Annotated in this window: 15 protein-coding genes; 6 read left to right on the top strand and 9 right to left on the bottom strand. The window is 72.9% G+C overall.

Annotated elements, in window-relative coordinates; translation table 11 throughout:
* The first annotated feature begins 26 nt into the window (after window positions 1-26).
* Window positions 27-1,463: a cytochrome P450 gene (locus ACX9MN_RS30675; protein WP_489726248.1), complete on the top strand. Its 1,437-nt coding sequence runs from the start codon at window positions 27-29 to the stop codon at window positions 1,461-1,463.
* Here the strand turns inward: ACX9MN_RS30675 and ACX9MN_RS30670 are convergent.
* The 5 genes from ACX9MN_RS30670 to minC (ACX9MN_RS30650) all read right to left on the bottom strand — a co-directional run bounded on the left by ACX9MN_RS30670 (window position 1,453) and on the right by minC (ACX9MN_RS30650) (window position 5,297).
* On the bottom strand, window positions 1,453-2,337 hold the full coding sequence (locus ACX9MN_RS30670; protein WP_489726247.1) for an alpha/beta fold hydrolase: 885 nt from the start codon (window positions 2,335-2,337) through the stop codon (window positions 1,453-1,455). The genes ACX9MN_RS30675 and ACX9MN_RS30670 overlap by 11 nt on opposite strands.
* 162 nt (window positions 2,338-2,499) lie before the next feature.
* Complete coding sequence (gene minE / locus ACX9MN_RS30665) at window positions 2,500-2,841, bottom strand: cell division topological specificity factor MinE (RefSeq protein WP_042672278.1); 342 nt, start codon at window positions 2,839-2,841, stop codon at window positions 2,500-2,502.
* Complete coding sequence (gene minD / locus ACX9MN_RS30660) at window positions 2,838-3,653, bottom strand: septum site-determining protein MinD (RefSeq protein WP_020093046.1); 816 nt, start codon at window positions 3,651-3,653, stop codon at window positions 2,838-2,840. The genes minE and minD overlap by 4 nt, the downstream gene beginning before the upstream one ends.
* Before the next feature lie 13 nt (window positions 3,654-3,666).
* Window positions 3,667-4,395: a septum site-determining protein MinC gene (minC, locus tag ACX9MN_RS30655; RefSeq protein ID WP_020093045.1), complete on the bottom strand. Its 729-nt coding sequence runs from the start codon at window positions 4,393-4,395 to the stop codon at window positions 3,667-3,669.
* A gap of 233 nt (window positions 4,396-4,628) precedes the next feature.
* Window positions 4,629-5,297, bottom strand: coding sequence for a septum site-determining protein MinC (gene minC / locus ACX9MN_RS30650; RefSeq protein WP_489726373.1), 669 nt, complete (start codon window positions 5,295-5,297; stop codon window positions 4,629-4,631).
* A gap of 212 nt (window positions 5,298-5,509) precedes the next feature.
* On the opposite strand from minC (ACX9MN_RS30650), the gene addA reads away from it, so the two are divergent.
* Window positions 5,510-9,007, top strand: coding sequence for a double-strand break repair helicase AddA (gene addA / locus ACX9MN_RS30645; protein WP_489726246.1), 3,498 nt, complete (start codon window positions 5,510-5,512; stop codon window positions 9,005-9,007).
* Between the two features lie 222 nt (window positions 9,008-9,229).
* Entirely contained in the window at window positions 9,230-9,553 is a 324-nt protein-coding gene (gene trxA / locus ACX9MN_RS30640) for a thioredoxin (RefSeq protein ID WP_010682902.1), read from the top strand.
* A 124-nt stretch (window positions 9,554-9,677) separates the two neighbouring features.
* Here trxA and ACX9MN_RS30635 read toward each other — a convergent pair whose 3' ends face one another.
* The 4 genes from ACX9MN_RS30635 to trpA all read right to left on the bottom strand — a co-directional run bounded on the left by ACX9MN_RS30635 (window position 9,678) and on the right by trpA (window position 13,960).
* Window positions 9,678-10,577 carry an outer membrane protein gene (locus tag ACX9MN_RS30635; protein WP_091680517.1) on the bottom strand — a complete coding sequence of 300 codons (900 nt, stop codon included), beginning with the start codon at window positions 10,575-10,577 and terminating at the stop codon, window positions 9,678-9,680.
* A 232-nt stretch (window positions 10,578-10,809) separates the two neighbouring features.
* Window positions 10,810-12,135 carry a bifunctional folylpolyglutamate synthase/dihydrofolate synthase gene (locus ACX9MN_RS30630; RefSeq protein WP_020093041.1) on the bottom strand — a complete coding sequence of 442 codons (1,326 nt, stop codon included), beginning with the start codon at window positions 12,133-12,135 and terminating at the stop codon, window positions 10,810-10,812.
* A gap of 8 nt (window positions 12,136-12,143) precedes the next feature.
* Window positions 12,144-13,040, bottom strand: coding sequence for an acetyl-CoA carboxylase, carboxyltransferase subunit beta (gene accD / locus ACX9MN_RS30625; RefSeq protein ID WP_056533173.1), 897 nt, complete (start codon window positions 13,038-13,040; stop codon window positions 12,144-12,146).
* Window positions 13,041-13,120: 80 nt separating this feature from the next.
* The gene (gene trpA / locus ACX9MN_RS30620; RefSeq protein WP_091927169.1) at window positions 13,121-13,960 is read right to left on the bottom strand and encodes a tryptophan synthase subunit alpha; all 840 of its coding nucleotides are present in this window, start codon (window positions 13,958-13,960) and stop codon (window positions 13,121-13,123) included.
* Between the two features lie 198 nt (window positions 13,961-14,158).
* On the opposite strand from trpA, the gene ACX9MN_RS30615 reads away from it, so the two are divergent.
* The 3 genes from ACX9MN_RS30615 (at window position 14,159) to ACX9MN_RS30605 (ending at window position 18,488) form a co-directional block, all read left to right on the top strand.
* On the top strand, window positions 14,159-14,824 hold the full coding sequence (locus ACX9MN_RS30615; protein ID WP_489726245.1) for an HAD-IA family hydrolase: 666 nt from the start codon (window positions 14,159-14,161) through the stop codon (window positions 14,822-14,824).
* Window positions 14,825-14,919: 95 nt separating this feature from the next.
* Complete coding sequence (locus ACX9MN_RS30610; protein WP_489726244.1) at window positions 14,920-15,702, top strand: fumarylacetoacetate hydrolase family protein; 783 nt, start codon at window positions 14,920-14,922, stop codon at window positions 15,700-15,702.
* Window positions 15,703-15,815: 113 nt separating this feature from the next.
* Entirely contained in the window at window positions 15,816-18,488 is a 2,673-nt protein-coding gene (locus tag ACX9MN_RS30605; RefSeq protein WP_489726243.1) for an MGH1-like glycoside hydrolase domain-containing protein, read from the top strand.
* Window positions 18,489-18,517: the final 29 nt, after the last annotated feature.

Here is an 18,517-nt window from a genome sequence, read left to right as displayed (position 1 = left end):
CCGTCTCCGGCACAGGATGGCACCCCATGCCAACATTCTCGGACGCCACCGCGACCCCGGACCGGACGATCCCGAGCCTCGCCGGGACGCCGCGCGTGGTGCCGCCGCACCGCGCTCCGCCCGAGCGCGAGCTGCCGCTGCCCGCCTACCTGCGGTCGATCCGCGACAACGCGCTCGCGGGCTTCCCCCGGCGCGCCTTTGAGGAGCCGGTCACCCGCCGGGGCCTGCTCGGGCGGTCGAGCTTCGTGCTGAACGACCCCGAGGCGATCCGCCGGGTGCTCGTCGAGAATCAGGCGAACTACGCGCGCACCACCGGGACGACCCGCATCCTGCGCCCGATCCTCGGCGACGGGCTCCTGATCAGCGAGGGCTCGGCGTGGCGGCACCAGCGGCGCACCCTGGCGCCGGCCTTCACGCCGCGGGCGATCGACGGCCTCGTGCCCCACATCGCCGCCGCCGTGACCGACGGGATGGAGCGCATCGCCGCCGAGGCCGCGGCGGGGCCGGTCGACCTGTTCACGTCCTTTTATCGGCTCGCCCTCGAGATCGCCGGGCGCGCCATGTTCTCGGTGGGAATGGACCAGCACGGCGCCGAGCTGCGCCAGTTCATCGCCGAGTACGCCGAGCGGATGGGGCGGCCGCACCTCCTCGACATCGTCACCCCCCCGGGCTGGCCGGTGCCCCTCGACCTGTCGCGCCGCCGGTTCCGGCGCCGGTGGATCCCGTTCCTCGACCGGATCATCGCGGCGCGCCAGGCGGTCGAGGGGGACAGGTCCCGCTCGGGCGATTTGCTCGACCTGCTCGCGGCCGCGCGCAATCCCGATACCGGCGCCGCCTTCACGCCCGACGAGCTGCGCGACCAGGTCGCCACCATGATCCTGGCGGGCCACGAGACCACGGCCGGCACGCTGTTCTGGGCGGCCTACCTGCTGGCCCTCGCGCCGGAGGTGCAGGAGCGGGTCGCCGCCGAGGCGCGGGCCGCCGACCTCGCCGATCCCACCGGCTGCCAGAGCGACGGGCGGCTGCCGCTCACCCGCGCGGTGATCGACGAGACTTTGCGCCTGTACCCGGCGGCCTTCGTGGTCGTCCGGCGGGCGCTGGGCCCGGACAACGTGGCGGGCCACGCCGTGAAGGCGAGCGACATCGTGATGGTAAGCCCCTGGGTTCTGCACCGGCACCGGTCGCTCTGGTCGGATCCCGACGCGTTCGATCCGGGCCGCTTCCTGCCCGGCGCCCCCGCCCCGCGGCGCTTCGCCTACCTGCCCTTCGGGGCCGGCCCGCGGGTCTGCATCGGCGCGCAGTTCGCCCTGAGCGAGGCCGTCCTCTCCCTGGCGCGGGTGCTCCAGCGGTTCCAGCTGGTACTCGACGAGCGCGAGCCGGTGCTGCCCCAGGCGGTCGTGACGACCCAGCCCGATCGCCCGGCGCGCTTCCGGCTGATCCCCCGCGCGCCGGTCAGCCCCTGATCCCGGTGATCGTCGCCGAGATCGCCCGGGGGTCGCGCATCGGCCAGCGGCCGCTCTCCACCTGCGCCAGAAAGTCGTCCAGCAGGCGATTGTAGGCGTCGGGCTCCTCGACCGAGAGGGCGTGGCCGGTATTGGGCAGCATGGCGAGGGCGGCGGAGGGGATGACCCGCTTGAGCATCAGGCTCGGGGTGAGGCAGGGCCAGTCCTCGTCGCCGGCGACGATCAGGGTCGGGACGGTCATGCGCCCCAGCTCGTCCGTGAGATCGTAGAGCGACGGCCGCCCCTTCTGCACGCCGGCCTGGGTGTTGGCCGAGCCGAGGGCCGAATGCTCGGCGAGCATCCGCTTGAACTCGGCGTGGCCGCGCGGGTCCTTGGTCTCGAACTGGACCCGCGTCGGCCCGACGGCGTAGCGCTCCGCGAAAGCCGCCATGCCGTCGCGGAGCAGCATCGCGGCGGTCGCGTCCGCCTCGGCGCGGAACAGAGCCTGCCGCTCGGGCTCCGCGCCGTAGCCGCAGCCGCCGAGGCACAGCGACAGCGCGCGGTCGGGATGCCGCAGGCCGAAATGCAGGGTCGCGAAGGCGCCCATCGAGATGCCGGCGACGTGGGCCTTCGGCGCGCCGAGATGGTCAAGGACGGCCAGGATGTCGTCGGCCGCGCGCGCCTGCGCGTAGGCCGAGACGGCCTCCGGCACGTCGGAGGGCGGGTAGCCCCGGGCGTTGAACGCGACCGCGCGGTAGCGCCGGCCGAAATGGCGCAGCTGCGCCTCGTAGCTGCGGTGATCGCCGGCGAACTCGTGGACGAAGATCAGCGGCGTCCCCTGGCCGCTCTCCTCGTAGTGGAGCCGTATCCCGTCGTCCGTCGTGGCGCTCGGCATGGCGATCCTCTCATCGGCCTCCCCCGGGTTTCCGAGATGGCGCGACGGGGCGCCCGGTCGAGAGTCGGGACCGGAGTTCGTGGCGGGCAGGACGAAGCCGCACCCGGCGGACCGGGCGCGGCTTGCGATCTTCCGTGCCGGCGGGGACGCTCCCCGCCCGGCTCAAGCGGCCTTCTTGGAGGAGGCCGGCTTGGCGGCCCCCTTCTTGGCGGCGACCTCGGCGAGCTTCGCGGCCAGCTTGGCGTCGAGCTTGCCCGAGGCACCGAGCGGCAGCTCGATGTCGAGGCCGAGGGTCGAGACACCCTCGCCGCGCTCCAGGGTGACCTTCACCTTGTCGGGCTCCACCGCGACGTGGTTGGCGATCACCGCCAGGATCTCCTCCCGGAGCTGGATCACGAGGTCGGGGCGACCCGACTCCGCGCGCTCGTGGGCGAGGATCAGCTGCAGGCGGTCGCGGGCGACCGCGCCGGAGCTGCGCTTCTGGAACAGTCCCAGGATGCTCACGCCGCCCTCCGCATGAACAGCTTGTCGAGGAAGGACTTGCGCTCGACCGGCAGGCTCATCGGCACGGACTCGCCCTTGAGCCGGCGGGCCGCGTCGGCGTAGGCCCGCGCCGGGGCGCAGAGCGGGTTGTTCAGCGTCACCGGGCAGCCGAGGTTCGAGGCGCGCAGCACCTCCTGGCTCTCCGGGATGATCGCGAGCAGCGGGATCGACAGGATGTCGAGCACGTCCTCGGTCTTGAGCATGTCGCCGCGGTCGGCCCGCATCGGGTCGTAGCGGGTGAGGATCAGGTGCTTCTCGATGTCCTCGCCCTTCTCCGCCTTGGCGGTCTTGGAATCGAGGAGGCCGATGATCCGGTCGGAGTCACGCACCGAGGAGACCTCGGGGTTGGTCACGACCACCGCCACGTCGGCGTGGTGCATGGCGAGCTGGGCGCCGCGCTCGATGCCGGCGGGGGAATCGCAGATCACCCAATCGAACTTCGCGCGCAGCTCGTCCATCACCCGGGCCACGCCCTCATCGGTGAGCGCGTCCTTGTCGCGGGTCTGCGAGGCCGGCAGCAGGTGCAGGGTCTCGAGCCGCTTGTCCTTGATCAGCGCCTGCGGGAGCTTGGCGTCGCCGTTGACCACGTTGATGAGGTCGTAGACGACCCGGCGCTCGGCGCCCATGACGAGGTCGAGGTTGCGCAGGCCGACGTCGAAGTCGACGACGCACACGCTCTGCCCGCCCTGGGCCAGGGCCGCTCCGAGGGCTGCGGTCGTCGTCGTCTTGCCGACGCCGCCCTTGCCCGATGTGACGACGAGAACCTTTGCCACGCGTCGATCTCCCTTAATCCAGGCTTGCCATTCGGATGTTGCCGCCATCGAGCCAGACCTGGGCGGCCTTGCCGCGCAGGGCCGTGCCCATGTCCTCCGCCGTCCGCACGAGGCGGTCGATCCCCAGCAACTCGGGTTCGAATTTGCGGCAGTAGATTCGTGCGCGCGGGTTGCGCGCTGCTCCGGCGATCGCGCGACCGCGCAGGGCGCCGTAGACGTGGATGGAGCCGCCGGCCAGGATCTCGGCCCCGGAGGAGACGGACCCCATCACGGTCACGTCGCCGGTCGGGTTGATGACGCTCTGTCCGGAGCGGACCGAGCCCTCGACGGTGATCGAGGTGACCACCTGCGGCTCCGGCTCGGCCGGGACGCTCGGGATCTCGATCGTCTCGGACGGGTGCCCCTTGACCAGCAGCGGCGGCAGGCCGTCCACCACCGCGTCGGCCCCCTCGATGCCCAGGACCGCGATGCCGCGGGCCTTGAGCTCGTTCATGAGCGTCTCGAGGGCGTCCGGCTCGGGCTTGAGCTGGGCGCAGTCCAGGATGACGGCCCGGCCTTTCAGCAGGGTCGGCGAGCGCTTGAGCGCCGCGTCGAGGCCCGCGAGCCACTCGGGGAGCGGCGGCTCGGGGGAGAGGGCCAGGGCCTTGAAGGCCCGCCCGCGCAGGCTGAGCGGCCGGGGCGCGGAAGGAGCCGCCGCTGTGGCGGTCTCCGGGTCGATCGGCTCGGGGAGGGTGTCGCTCATGTCCGCCCGTTAAGAGTCCTTACCGGACCATTGACGGCGGGTATGGTTACCGAAGGGTTAAGTTTCTGATCCGGTCGGCAAATTCTGCCGGGATCCTTGTATCGGGGCAGCGGAGGACGGTCTCACGCCCTCGGCCGCGAAGGTCGCGGGGGGCTCGGCCCCGGTCTCCGTGGGTTCTGCGCGGGCTGAAAGGCCGTTAACCGACGGCCCGAACGCCGGAGCTGAGAAGCCTCTCAACCTCGCTCGAACAGGTTCAGCTTGATCGCGTCCTCCAGCAGCCGCACCTCCACGGCCTGCCCCCGGAAGGCCGGGTCGAGGTCGTCGGCGGCGCGGTAGAGACCGTCGATCGCGACCAGCTCCGGCTCGAACCGCCGGCACCAGATCCGCGCCGTCGGGTTGCCGGCGGCGCCGGCGATCGCGCGGCCGCGCAGGGCGCCGTAGACGTGGATCGAGCCGCCCGCGATGACCTCGGCGCCCGACGCCACGGCGCCCAGCACCGTGACGTCGCCCTCGAGGTGCAGCACGGTCTGGCCGGAGCGCACGGGCGCGTCGAGGATCAGCGACCGCACCGTCTCCCGGGCCTGCGGCTCGGCCGGCGCGGGCGCGTCCGCGGCCGACTCGTCCGGGGCGGCGACCTCCCCCGCGGGCCGCCCGCCCGACAGGGCCGGCGGCGTCGCGGAATCCAGGAGCGACGGCGCCGCGCCCTCGATCCCCAGGATCGGGATGTTGCGGGCGGCCAGCTCGGCGAGCAGACCGTCGAGATCCTCGCGGTTGAGCCGCAATCCGGACAGGTCGAGGATCACCGGCCGGCCGGCGAAGAAGTTCGGGGCACGGCGGTTGAGGGCGTCGAGGTCGCCGAACCAGTCGGCGACCGGGGGGATCGGCGCCAGGACGGTGGCCATGAAGGAGCGGCCGCGGAAGCGGATCGGCGGGCGCGCCGGCTCGGATGTCGGCTGGGTCACGGGCGTGTTCGGTGTGCGCGGAAGGGATCGTCTGCATCCATGGGACGGCGCCGCGCCCGGGGCAATCCCGCGAGGGCCGGTGTGACGCCTTGGCGGGCCCGCGGGCGCGTTTCTGTTGTAGAGAGAGCCGGCAGCCGAGCCGGACCGGACCGTTGAGCAGCGTCACCCCGCACGCCCCCGCCCCCTTCGTCGTCGACGACCTGACCCGCGCCAACCAGCGTCGGGCGGCCGACCCGCGCGCCTCGGCCTGGGTCTCGGCCAATGCCGGCGCGGGCAAGACCAAGGTCCTCACCGACCGGGTGGTCCGGCTGCTCCTCGACGAGGCGCCGCCCGGCCGGATCCTCTGCCTGACCTTCACCAAGGCCGCCGCGGCCAACATGGCGATCCGCGTCTTCCGGCTGCTCGGCCGCTGGGTCACGCTGGACGACGAGACCCTCGCCGCCGAACTCGCCGAGCTCACCGGCGAGCGCGCCGGGCCCGAGCGCCTGCGCCTGGCGCGGCGCCTCTTCGCCCGGGCGGTCGAGACGCCGGGCGGCCTCAAGATCGAGACGCTGCACGCCCTGTGCGAGCGGCTGCTCCACATGTTCCCCTTCGAGGCGAACGTGCCGGCCCGCTTCGTGGTGCTCGACGAGGCCAAGGCCCGGGAACTGTTCGACATCGAGATGGCCAACGTCCTGGCCGACGCCGTCGCGAACGGCGACACGCCGCTCAGCGCCGCCCTCGCGCGGGTCACGCCGGAAGCCACGGGCGACACCCTGCGGGCGGCGATCCGGGCGGCCATGCGGGCGCGGAGCTTCATCGGCGACGCCGCCGGCCTGGAGCGGGCCTTCGGGCGGCTGCACGGGGCGCTGGGGCTGGCGGCCGATGAATCCGCCGAGCGGATCGAGGCCGCGATCCTCGAGGGCGGTCCCGGGTGCCGTCCGGAGGAGCGCGCCGCGCTGGTCGCGGCGCTGCGCACCGGCAAGGCCAACGACGAGAAGCTCGCCGACGCCCTGCAGGCCGCCGAGGCCGAACGGCTCCGCTCCGCGGACCTTCCCGACCGGGCCGAGGCGCTCGCGCTCTACCGCGCGGTCTTCTTCACCCAGAAGGACGAGCCCAAGGCCGACAGCAGCCTCGGGACCAAGGGCGTGCCGGCGGACGTCAAGGCGGCGCTGCTCACCGAGCGGGACCGGCTGGAGCCGCTGTTCGACCGCCTGCGCGCCGCCCGGGCCCACGCCCGCACCCAGGCGCTGTTCCAGATCGCGGCCGAGATCCACCGCCGCGTCGAGGCGCAGAAGGCGCGCCTCGGCGCCCTCGACTTCGACGACCTGATCCACAAGGCGCTGGACCTGCTCGGCCGCGTCGGCGCCGGCTGGGTCCTGTACAAGCTCGACCGCGGCATCGACCACGTCCTCGTCGACGAGGCGCAGGACACGAACCCGGAGCAGTGGGCGATCCTGCGGGCAATCACGCAGGAATTCGCCGCCGGCGAGGGCGCGCGCTCCGGCAGCCGCACGCGCTTCGCGGTGGGCGACCCCAAGCAGTCGATCTACGGCTTCCAGGGCGCGGAGCCGCGGGAATTCGCCCTGACCCGCGCGTCCTGGATCGCGGAATCGCGCTCGGCCGGACTGACCTTCGAGGACGTGCCGCTCACCCTGTCGTTCCGCTCGACCGATCTCGTCCTGCGCGCCGTCGACGCGGTCTTCGCCCTCGACGCGCACAACGAGGGCCTGTCGTTCGAGGACACGGTGCGCACGACCGTCCACGCCAGCGCCCGCCCGGGCGCGCCCGGCGCCGTCGAGCTGTGGCCGATCGCCGAGCCGGAGCCGGCCGCGGAGCCCGATGCCTGGACCGCCCCCGTGGACGCGACCGAGACCAGCGCTCCCGCGATCGTCACCGCCCGCCGGGTGGCGCAGGCGGTGCGCGCCTGGACCACCGCGGGGGACGCGACCGGCCGGATCTGGCGCCCCGGGGACGTCCTGATCCTGGTCCGGAAGCGCGGGCCGGCCTTCGAGGAGGTGATCCGCGCCCTGAAGGGGATCGGCGTCCCGGTCGCCGGGCAGGACCGGCTCGAGGTCTCCGCCCACATCGCGGTGGCCGACCTGGTCGCCGCCGGCCGGGCGGGCCTCCTGCCGGCCGACGACCTGACCCTCGCCACCGCCCTCAAGACGCCGCTCGTCGGCCTCACCGACGAGGACCTCGTGCGGATCGCCGCCCGCCGCGACCTCGCCGAGACCCTGGAGGATGCCCTGCACCGCCACGCCGCGGCGGGCGACGCGGCCGCGCGGCGCGGGCTCGAGGCCCTGTCGGGCTGGATCGCCCTGGCGGGGCTCCACGGCCCGTTCGGCTTCTACGCCCGGCTCCTCGGGCCGCAGGGCGGCCGGGCCAAGCTGGTCGCCCGCCTCGGCGGCGAGGCCGGGGACGCGATCGACGTGTTCCTCGCCGCCGCCGCCCAGGCCGAGACCGGCGAGGACGCCCCGTCGCTGGGCGGCTTCCTCGCCCGCTACGTCGGGGCCGAGGCCGGCCACACGGTCAAGCGCGACCTCGAATCGGGCCGCGACGAGGTCCGGGTCATGACGGTCCACGGCGCCAAGGGCCTGGAGGCGCCGGTCGTGGTGATCCTCGACGGGTGCGAGCCCCTCGGCCGCAACGACCCGCCCCTCCTGCCGCTCCCGGCGACGGAGATCGCCCTGCCGCCGGTCTGGTCGGGCGGGCGGACGCAGGACTGCGCCGCCACCGACGCGGCGCGGGCGGCCCTGCTCGCCAAGGCCCGCCAGGAGCACAACCGCCTTCTCTACGTCGCCATGACCCGCGCGGCCGACCGGCTGATCGTGGCGCCCTTCCGCGGCCACGAGCGCGAGACCGAGGCGGCGTGGTGCCGGATGATCCAGGCCGGCCTGGAGGCGGCACTCGGCGCCGGCCGGGCGCTGGAACTCCCCTACGGGCCCGCGACCCTCTGGCAGGACGGCGCCCCGCCGGATCCCGCCCCCGCCGCGGGTGCCGCGTCGGCCAGAGCGGAGGCCGGGCCGGAGCCCGACTGGCTGCGCGGCCCGGTGCCGCCGGAACCGACCCCCGAGACCCTGAACCCGTCCGGCGCCCTGCAGGCGGCGGACGGAACGCGCGTGCCGCCGCCGCGCCTCGCCGACGCGCAGGCCCGGCGCCGGGGGATCCTGACCCACGCCCTGCTGCAGCACCTGCCCCGGGTCGAGCCGGACCGCCGGGAGACGGCCGGGCGCGCCTTCGTGCAGGCCCGGGCGCCCGGTCTGCCGCGCGCGGCCGCTCCCGCGATCGTCCGGTCGGTCCTCCGGATCATCGACGCCCCCGACCTCGCGCCGCTCTTCGCCCGGGACGCCCGCGCGGAGGTGGCACTGTCGGGGCGTGTCCGTGCCGGCGGGGCAGAGAGGGTGGTCCAGGGGCGCGTCGACCGCCTCGCCGTGACGGCGGACACGGTGCACCTCGCCGACTTCAAGACCGGGCGCCCGCCCGAGCCCGGCGCGCCGCTGCCCGCCGCTGAGGCCGGCCAGATCGCCCTCTACGCGCGCCTCCTCGCGCAGATCTACCCGGGCCGGACGATCCGGCCGATTCTCGTCTGGACCTCGGGGCCGGTGATCCGCGCCCTCGATTCCGACGACGTCGCGACGGCCCTGGACCGGATCGGGATCGAGGCGTGACCCGTGCCCCGGGGCGCGTGCCCGGAAGCGGTCCGCATGCGCCAGCGCACGTGGCGGCGCGGCGATTCACCGAGAGAGCCGTGCGTCCCGGGCACCCCCGCCCTCCCCCGGCGACCGGACTTCTTGACCGGGCGCCGGGCCGTCGCCAATTCTGACCGGACCGCGCGGGCCTCTGCCCGTTCGACGCCGCCCGACGGGCGGCGGATTCCGAAAGGTGACGTTATGGCGACGGTGAAAGTAACCGACGCGAGCTTCGAGCAGGACGTTCTCAAGTCCGCCGAGCCCGTCGTGGTGGATTTCTGGGCGGAGTGGTGCGGCCCCTGCCGTCAGATCGGCCCGGCCCTCGAGGAGATCGCGACCGACCTGCAGGGCAAGGTGAAGATCGCCAAGGTCAACGTCGACGAGAACCCGCAGATCGCCGCCCAGTACGGCATCCGCTCGATCCCGACGCTGCTGCTCTTCAAGAACGGCGAGCGCGTGGACCAGAAGGTCGGCGCCGCACCGAAGGGCGACCTGTCGCGCTGGATCGGCGCCCAGACCGCCTGATCTGCCGTCACGGCTCCGAACGACAAAAAGAAAGCCCGGCCGCGAGGCCGGGCTTTCTCGGTTTCGAGCCCAAGTTTTTTTATTTCGGGATCCCGGTGCTTGGCCCGGGATCCCGTATTCCGTCTCAGTACGAGCCGAACTTGTAGTTCAGGCCGGCGCGGACGACGGCGAAGGCGTTCTCGTTCCGGCTGGCGCCGGCGAGCGAGTACACCGGCACGAGGCCGACCGGGGAGATCGCAGCACCAACCAGCGGCGCCTGGGCGCGGCCGTTGTTGTTGTCGAGGTTCACGTACAGACCTTCGACCTTCAGCGTGACGGCCGAAGAGCGGAAGAAGTTCAGGAACGAGTCGGTGGGCAGGGCGTACTCGACACCGCCGCCGACCGTCCAGCCGGTCTTGAAGTCGTTCCGGCGGCCGGCGAAGTTCTGCAGGCCGACGCGAGCGCCGTCATCCGTGCCGGTGGCGTAGGCGAAACCGCCGGTGGCGTACACGAGGGTCCGGTCGAAGGCCCAGCCGAGACGACCGCGGACGGTGCCGAAGAAGTCGATGGTGTTGAGCGTGCCGTTGACCGGAATGAAGCCCGGGTTGATCGCCACGGCGTTGGTGGCGAAGCGGGCGCGACGGCCGAAGTCGAGGTACTGGGCGTCAGCCTCGAAGCCGATCACGGCGCCGGAGCCCGGGGTCAGCTGCCAGTTGTAGCCGACCTGGCCACCGCCCGAGAAACCCTCACGGCTGTCGTTGCTGTAGACCAGCGACGAGCCGTTCGGCAGCAGGGCCTGGTAGGGGACGAGACCGCCCGGAACCAGAGCGACCGGGTTGCCGGGCGTCTGGACGAAGCCGCGGGTGGAGTTGCTGCTGGCGTCGAACGCGTAGCCGGCGTTGATACCGAAGTAGGCGCCGGTCCAGGTGAACACCGGAACGGGGGTGAACACCGGCGGCGGCGCGGCGCGGCGCGGCAGGTCGGCGGCCGAAGCGGCGGCCGTGAGCGCGGTGAACGCCGCGAGAGAGGTGAGAAGCTTCTTCATTACTGTGATCCCCAGCATAAGCCCGATCGCCGGTGAAACTATGCGATCGGGCCCCGCGAGGATGTAGCTTAGCTGCCACAGCGGGAGGAAAGCGTGGCCGTGGACGGGTGTCCGTCCGGGCGATTGCGGCGATTCGACGGATTTTCGAATGCAGAATCCGGATTTCACAGGTCTCCGGTTCCCGGCCACTTGATACAGCGGCCGCGCGCGGCGCTCCCAGACTGGAGACGACTCAGACCGGCGGCGTGTCGTTGGCGGCGAGAACCATGCCGGCCAAGTAGAGCGATCCGCAGATCAGGATTCGCGGCGGGCGCTCGAAGGCGATGTCCCGCACGAGGGCGAGGGCCGCCTCGATGCTCGGCGCCGCGTAGGTCTTGAGGCCGACATCCTCGCCGATCCGGGCCACCTCCTCGGCCGGGCGCGCGGCCATGGTCCCGGTGATCGGGACGGCCACCAGGGCCCGGGCCAGGCCCACGAAGTTGCGCAGGAACCCGTCGGCGTCCTTCGTGCCGAGCAGGCCGACCACGAGGACGAGCGGCACGTCGCTCTTCTCGCCGAGATCCGCCATGGCGGCCGCGAGGATCCGGCCGCCGTCGATGTTGTGGCCGCCGTCGAGCCAGAGCTCGGTGCCGGCATCGAGCTGGGCGGCCAGCCGGCCGCGGCCGAGGCGCTGCAGCCGGCCCGGCCACTCGACCTCGGTCAGGCCCCGCTCCAGGGCCGCGATCCCGATGTCGCCGAACCCGGCGGCGCGCAGCGCGGTGATCGCGGTTCCGGCGTTGACCAGCTGGTGACGCCCGGCGAGGCGCGGCCGCGGGAGGTCGAACAGGTCGGTCTCGTCCTGGTAGACGAGCCGGCCGCGCTCCTCGTGCACGGAGAAGTCCTGATTGCCCACCAGCACAGGCCCGGCCCCGAGGGCTTCCGCGCGCCGGCAGAGGACGGCGTCGGCCTCGGCGTAGTCCTGGGCGGCGATCACCGCCGGGCAGCCGCGCTTGAAGATCCCGGCCTTCTCGGTCGCGACCGACTCGACCGTGTCGCCGAGATACTCGGCATGGTCGCGGCCGATCGGCGTCACCACCGCGCAGGCCGGCCGGTCGATGACATTGGTGGCGTCGAGCCGGCCCCCGAGGCCGACCTCCAGGAGCAGCACGTCGGCCGGGCTCTCCGAGAAGAGCAGGAACGCCGCGGCCGTGGTGATCTCGAACATCGTGATCGGCTCGCCGGCATTGGCGCTCTCGCAGCGCGCGAAGGCGTCGGCCAGCCGGTCCTCGTCCACGAAATGCCCGCCGCCGATCCCGCCGATGCGGATCCGCTCGTGGAAGCGGACGAGGTGCGGGGAGGTGTAGACGTGGGCGGCCAAGCCCCCGGCCTCCAGGATCGACCGCATGAACGCGATGGTCGAGCCCTTGCCGTTGGTGCCGGCCACGTGGATGACGGGCGGCAGGCGGCGCTCGGGATGGTTGAGCCGCGCGAGCAGCCGCTCGATGCGCCCGAGCGACAGGTCGATGGTGCGGGGGTGGAGCGCCAGGAAGCGCGCCATCAGGGCGTCGGACGAGGCCATCGCCGGGCTCAGGCCGCCTCGGAGGCCGCGGCCGGCGCGCCGGCCTGGGACACGTTGGTCAGGAGGCTGCAGAGACGCGTGATCGTCTCCTTGAGCTGGTGCCGGTGGACCACCTGATCGACCATGCCGTGCTCGCGCAGGTACTCCGCCCGCTGGAAGCCGTCCGGCAGCTTCTCGCGGATCGTTTGCTCGATCACCCGCGGTCCCGCAAAGCAGATCAGCGCGCCGGGCTCGGCGAGGTGGACGTCGCCCAGCATCGCGTAGGAGGCGGTGACGCCGCCCGTGGTCGGGTTCGTCAGCACCACGATGTAGGGGAGCCGGGCCGCGTTGAGCCGGCGCACCGCCACGGTGGTCCGCGGCATCTGCATCAGCGACAGGATCCCCTCCTGCATGCGCGCGCCGCCGGAGGCCGCGAACAGCACGTAGGGCGTGCGCTTCTCCAGCGCCGTCTCGGCGCCGCGCACGAAGGCCTCGCCCGCCGCCATGCCGAGCGACCCGGCCATGAAGCCGAATTCCTGCGCGGCCAGCGTCATCGGCAGGCCGCCGACCCGGCCGAAGCCGATCTTGAACGCGTCCTGCAGGCCGGTCTTGGCCCGGGCCTCCTTGAGCCGGTCGACGTAGCGCTTCTCGTCGCGGAACTTCAGCGGGTCGGGGGTGACCTCGGGCAGGGCCACGTCGATCCACGTGCCCTCGTCGAACATCATCTTCAGGCGCGCCTGGGCGCCCATCTTCAGGTGATGCTCGGAACCGGGAATGACCCAGTGATTGGCCTCCACCTCCTTGTGGAACACCATCTGCCCCGTGTCCGGGCACTTGACCCAGAGGTTCTCGGGCGTCTCGCGCTTGAACAAGGTCTTGATCCGGGGGCGCACCACCTCCGAGATCCAGTTCATCGGTTCGACCATCGACTTGCGTCCGTCCGCTTCAAGCCCGCGCAGATATCAGGTGCGGCGCGCTCCGCCGCCAGGGGTGCCCGGTCCGCCCGTCAGGCGGCCCGCCCGACGCCCGCCGACCGCACGCCCGCGGCGAGTTCTCGCACCAGCTCCGTCACGGCCTCGACGCTTCCGGCCTGCGCCCGGCCCTCGCCATCGAGGGAGCGCACCAGGGCGTCCACGAGCGCGGAGCCGACCACGACGCCGTCGGCACCTTCGGCGATCGCCGCCGCGTGGGCGCCGGTCTTGACGCCGAAGCCCACGACGACGGGCAGCTCGGTGTGGCGCCGGATGCGGGCGACCGCCTCGGAGACCTTGCCGAAATCCGGGGTCGCCGTCCCGGTGATGCCGGTGATCGACACGTAGTAGACGAAGCCCGCCGTGTTCGCGAGGACGGCCGGCAGGCGCCGCTCGTCGGTGGTGGGCGTGGCGAGGCGGATGAAGGCGAGGCCCTTGCCGAGGGCCGGCAGGCACAGCTCGGAATCCTCCTCGGGCGGGAGATCGACGACGATCAGCCCATCGACGCCGGCCGCCAGCGCGTCGTCGAGGAAGCGGTCGACGCCGTAGGTGTGGATCGGGTTGTAGTACCCCATCAGCACGATTGGCGTGGTGTCGTTGCCGGCGCGGAAGCGGCGCACGAGGTCGAGGGTGCCCGACACCGTCTGGCCCGCCTTGAGCGCCCGCAGGCCGGCCGCCTGGATCGCCGGGCCGTCCGCCATCGGGTCGGTGAACGGCAGGCCGAATTCCAGGATGTCGGCGCCGGCGCCCGGCAGCGCCTTCAGGACCTCGAGCGAGGTCGCGGGATCGGGATCGCCGGACATCACGTAGGTGACGAGGACGGACCGGTTCTCCGCGCGGGCGCGGGCGAAGGTGGCGTCGATGCGGCTCGGCATGGTCGGTCGATATTCGCTTCTGCAGGGCCGCCGACGGCCCGGGATTGCCCCCGCGCTACACCAAAGGCACCGGCCCGTGAAGCGGGCGGACCTGCCGCGACCGCCGGCGAAGGCGTCCCGGAGGCCCGGCCACGCGCGAGACGCGGCCATGCGCGCGGGCCGGTTGCCGGGACGGCGGCGCCGGCCTAGCCCTCGCCCATGCCCGAGTCAGCCCTCCCGTCGCGCCCCCTGGCGGCGCTCCTGTTCGACATGGACGGGACGATCATCAGCTCGATCGCCTCCGCGGAGCGGATCTGGTCGCGCTGGGCCGAGGCGCACGGCCTCGACGCGGCGTCCTTCCTGCCGACGATCCACGGCGTGCAATCGGTCGAGACCATCCGGCGGCTGAACCTGCCGGGCGTCGATCCCGTGGCCGAGGCGGCCGCGATCACCGAGGCCGAGATGGCGGATGTCGACGACATCGTGGCGATCCCGGGGGCGCGGGCCTTCCTGGAGGCGCTGCCGCGCCACCGCTGGGCGATCGTCACCTCGGCGCCCCGGCGGCTGGCGGAGCGCCGCCTCGCGGCGGCCGGCATGCCGGTCCCCGACCTTCTCGTGGCCGCCGAGGACGTGGCGCGGGGCAAGCCCGCGCCGGACTGCTTCCTCCTGGCGGCCGGGCGCCTCGGCGTCGCGGCGCCGGACTGCCTCGTGTTCGAGGACGCCCCGGCCGGCATCCGGGCGGCCGAGGCCGCGGATGCGGCCGTCGTGGTCGTCACCGCGACCCATCACGAGCCGGTGAGGACCGGTCATCCGACGATCGCCGACTACACCGGGCTGCGCGTCGCGGCGGCCCCGGACGGGATCCGGGTGACACGGACCGCCTGAGCCTCTCCATCCCGGCCGCGGATCCGCTGGCGGCCGGCCCCGCCCGGTCGTATCGCCCGCTTGCGCCGCGCGGATCGCGGTGAAGGGACACGGCCATGGTGACGATCAGTCGACGCCGCGCGCTCGGGGCGGTCGCCGCCGGGGCCGCCGCGGGCCTCGGCCCCGCCGCGGCCGCCGAGGCGCAGCCGGCCCCGCTGTTCCCGCTGCCGCAGGCCACGATCCCGATCCTGGGCGAGGCGCAGGTCTTCCCGGTCCGCCGGATCTACTGCATCGGCCGGAACTACGCGGCCCACGCCCGCGAGATGGGCTCCGACCCGTCGCGCGAGCCGCCCTTCTTCTTCCAGAAGCCGGCGGATGCCGTGCAGGTCGTCGCGGGGGGCGTCGCCGACCATCCCTACCCGTCGCTGACCCAGAACTACCACCACGAGATCGAGCTCGTGGCCGTGCTGAAGTCGGGCGGGCGCGACATCCCGGCCGCGCAGGCGCTCGACCACGTCTACGGCTACGCCACCGGCCTCGACATGACCCGCCGGGACCTCCAGCGCGGCATGGGCAACCAGAAGAAGCCCTGGGAGATCGGCAAGAGCTTCGACCAGTCCGCGCCGATCACGCCGATCCTGCCGGTCGCCCGGGTCGGCCATCCGGCGCGCGGCCGCATCCGGCTCGCCGTGAACGGCACCGTGCGGCAGGACGCCGACCTGTCGGACATGATCTGGTCGGTCGCCGAGCAGATCGCCGAGCTGTCGCGGGCCTTCGAGCTGAAGGCGGGCGACATCGTCTTCTCGGGAACGCCCGAGAATGTCGGGCCGGTCGTCCGCGGGGACGTGCTCGCCGGCTCCATCGAGGGCCTGCCGGACCTGTCGATCCGCATCGTGTGATCGCGCGTCGCGCGATCCCCCGCGGCGATCCGGTCGCGGCGGGGCGTTGACTTTCCCTGCCGGCGTCGCGGCTTTATCCGGTACGGATCCGCGGGGGCAGGAGCAGCGCGCGTATGACCAAGCCCGACGGCGTGCCGCCGCACCTCTTCGAGACCGCCGAGGGCCGCCGTCTCGTGGAGGCCCGCTCCGATCCGGCGTGGCGCCGCTGGGGGCCGTACCTCAGCGACCGGCAATGGGGCACGGTGCGGGAGGATTACAGCCCGAAGGGCGACGCCTGGGACTACCTGCCCCACGACCACGCCCGGTCCCGCGCCTATCGCTGGGGCGAGGACGGGATCGGCGGCTTCGGCGACCGCCACCTGAACTGGTGCCTGTCCCTGGCGCTGTGGAACGGGCGCGACCCGATCCTGAAGGAGCGGCTGTTCGGCCTGACCAACCAGGAGGGCAACCACGGCGAGGACGTCAAGGAACTCTACTACTACCTCGACGGGATCCCGACCCACGCCTTCATGCGGATGCTCTACAAGTACCCGCAGGCCGCCTTCCCGTACGGACGCCTGGTCGAGGAGAACGCGCGGCGCGGCCTCGACGACCCGGAATTCGAGCTCCTCGACACGGGCCTGTTCGACGAGGGCCGCTACTTCGACGTCGAGATCGCCTACGCCAAGGCCGCCCCCGACGACATCCTGATGCGGGTGACCGCGACCAACCGCGGCCCGGACCCGGCCGCCCTGACGCTGCTGCCGCAGCTCTGGGCCCGCAACACGTGGTCGTGGAAGCAGGGCACGCCGAAGCCGGAGCTGATGGCCGGGTCGGAGGGCTCGGTCTGGGCGCGCCACCCCGAGATGCCGACCTTCCGGTTCTTCGCCGAGGGCGCGGGCGACCTGCTGTTCACCGAGAACGAGACCAACACGCATCGGCTGTTCGGCAGCGGCCCCGCCGAGGGCTTCTACAAGGACGGGATCGACCGGTGCGTCGTGGGCGGCGACCGGGCCGCCGTCAACGCCCTGTCCGGCACCAAGTGCGCCGCCCGCTACGACCTGCATCTCGGCCCCGGCGAGACGCGGACCGTGCGCCTGCGCCTGCGCGCCGAGACCGCGCCGGGCGCGCCCTTCGCGGATTTCGACGCCGTCTTCGCCGCCCGCGAGGGGGAGGCCGACGACTTCTACGGGGCGCTCCAGGCGCCGATCGCCGATCCCGAGATGCGGCTCGTGCAGCGGCAGGCGCTCGCCGGCATGCTCTGGTCGAAGCAGCTCTACCATTACGACGTGCGCGAGTGGCTCGCCGGCGACCCGGCGCAGCCCGCGCCGGCGCCGGAGCGGCGGCACGGCCGCAACAGCGACTGGTCGCATCTGCGCGCCAACGACATCATCTCGATGCCGGATGCCTGGGAGTATCCCTGGTTCGCCTCCTGGGATCTCGCCCTGCAGGCGATCGTGTTCGGGCTCATCGACCCGGACTTCGCCAAGAACCAGCTCCTGCTGCTGGTCGACGAGGCCTACACCCACCCGAACGCCGCGCTGCCGGCCTACGAGTGGGGCTTCGGGGACGCCAACCCGCCGGTCCACGCGCTGGCCGCCTGGCGGGTGTTCGAGCTGGACCGGGCGCTCACCGGCCAGCCGGACCACGCCTTCCTCAAGCGGATCTTCAACAAGCTCACCCTGAACTTCACGTGGTGGGTGAACCGGAAGGATTCCGACGACCGCAACCTGTTCCAGGGCGGCTTCCTCGGCCTCGACAATATCGGGATCTTCGACCGGTCGAAGCCGGTAGGCGACGGCGCCACGCTGACCCAGTCCGACGCGACGGCCTGGATGGCGACCTACGCGCTGAACCTGATGCGGATCGCCATCGAGCTGGCGCTCGACGACCCGACCTTCGAGGACATGGCGGAGAAGTTCTTCGAGCACTTCCTCCTCATCGCCGGAGCCACGGGCGCGGGCGTGTGGGACGAGCCGGACGGCTTCTTCTACGACGTCATCGAGACGCGCGACGGGCAGCGCCTCCCGATCCGCGCCCGGACCATGGTCGGCCTGATCCCGATCTTCGCGGTGGCGGTGATCAACGAGTGCGACCTCGCGCGGCTGCCGTCCCTGCGCAGCCGGATGGTGTTCTTCCTCAAGAACCGCCCGGACCTCGCGACCCTGGTCTCGCGCTGGAACGAGCCCGGCGAGGGCCAGACGGCGCTGCTGTCGCTGCTGCGCGGGCACCGGCTGAAGGCGCTGCTCCACCGCGCCCTGGACCCGAACGAGTTCCTCTCGGATTACGGGCTGCGCGCCGTGTCCCGCGTCTACGCGGACGAGCCGTTCTGCTTCGCCTGGGACGGGCGGGACCTGGGGCTCGCCTACGAGCCGGCCGAGTCGCGCTCGCGGCTGTTCGGCGGCAACTCGAACTGGCGGGGACCGGTGTGGATGCCGGTCAACTACCTGCTCATCGCCGGGCTGAACCGCTTCCACGACTATTACGGCCCGGATTTCAGGGTCGAGGCGCCGACCGGGTCGGGCCGGACCTACGCGCTCCGGGAGATCGCCGCCCACCTGTCACGGCGGCTGATCAGCCTCTCGACCCGCCGCCCGGACGGGTGCAGGCCGGTCTACGGCGACAGCCGGATCGAGCAGGAGGATCCGCATTTCCGCGACCACGTCCTGTTCTACGAGTACTACCACGGCGACAGCGGCCGCGGGGTCGGCGCGTCGCACCAGACCGGATGGTCCGGGCTCGTGGCCCTGCTGATCCAGGAAGTGGCGACCGCCGCCGCCGAGGCGCAGAACCCGGGCTGGCCGTGAGGACCGGTCGCCGGGCTCGCGCGCCGGCG

The sequence above is a fragment of the Methylobacterium sp. 1A genome, from assembly GCF_058072805.1.
The sequence above is the reverse complement of the archived record's forward strand: the minus strand, read 5'-3'. Positions and strand labels throughout refer to the sequence as shown.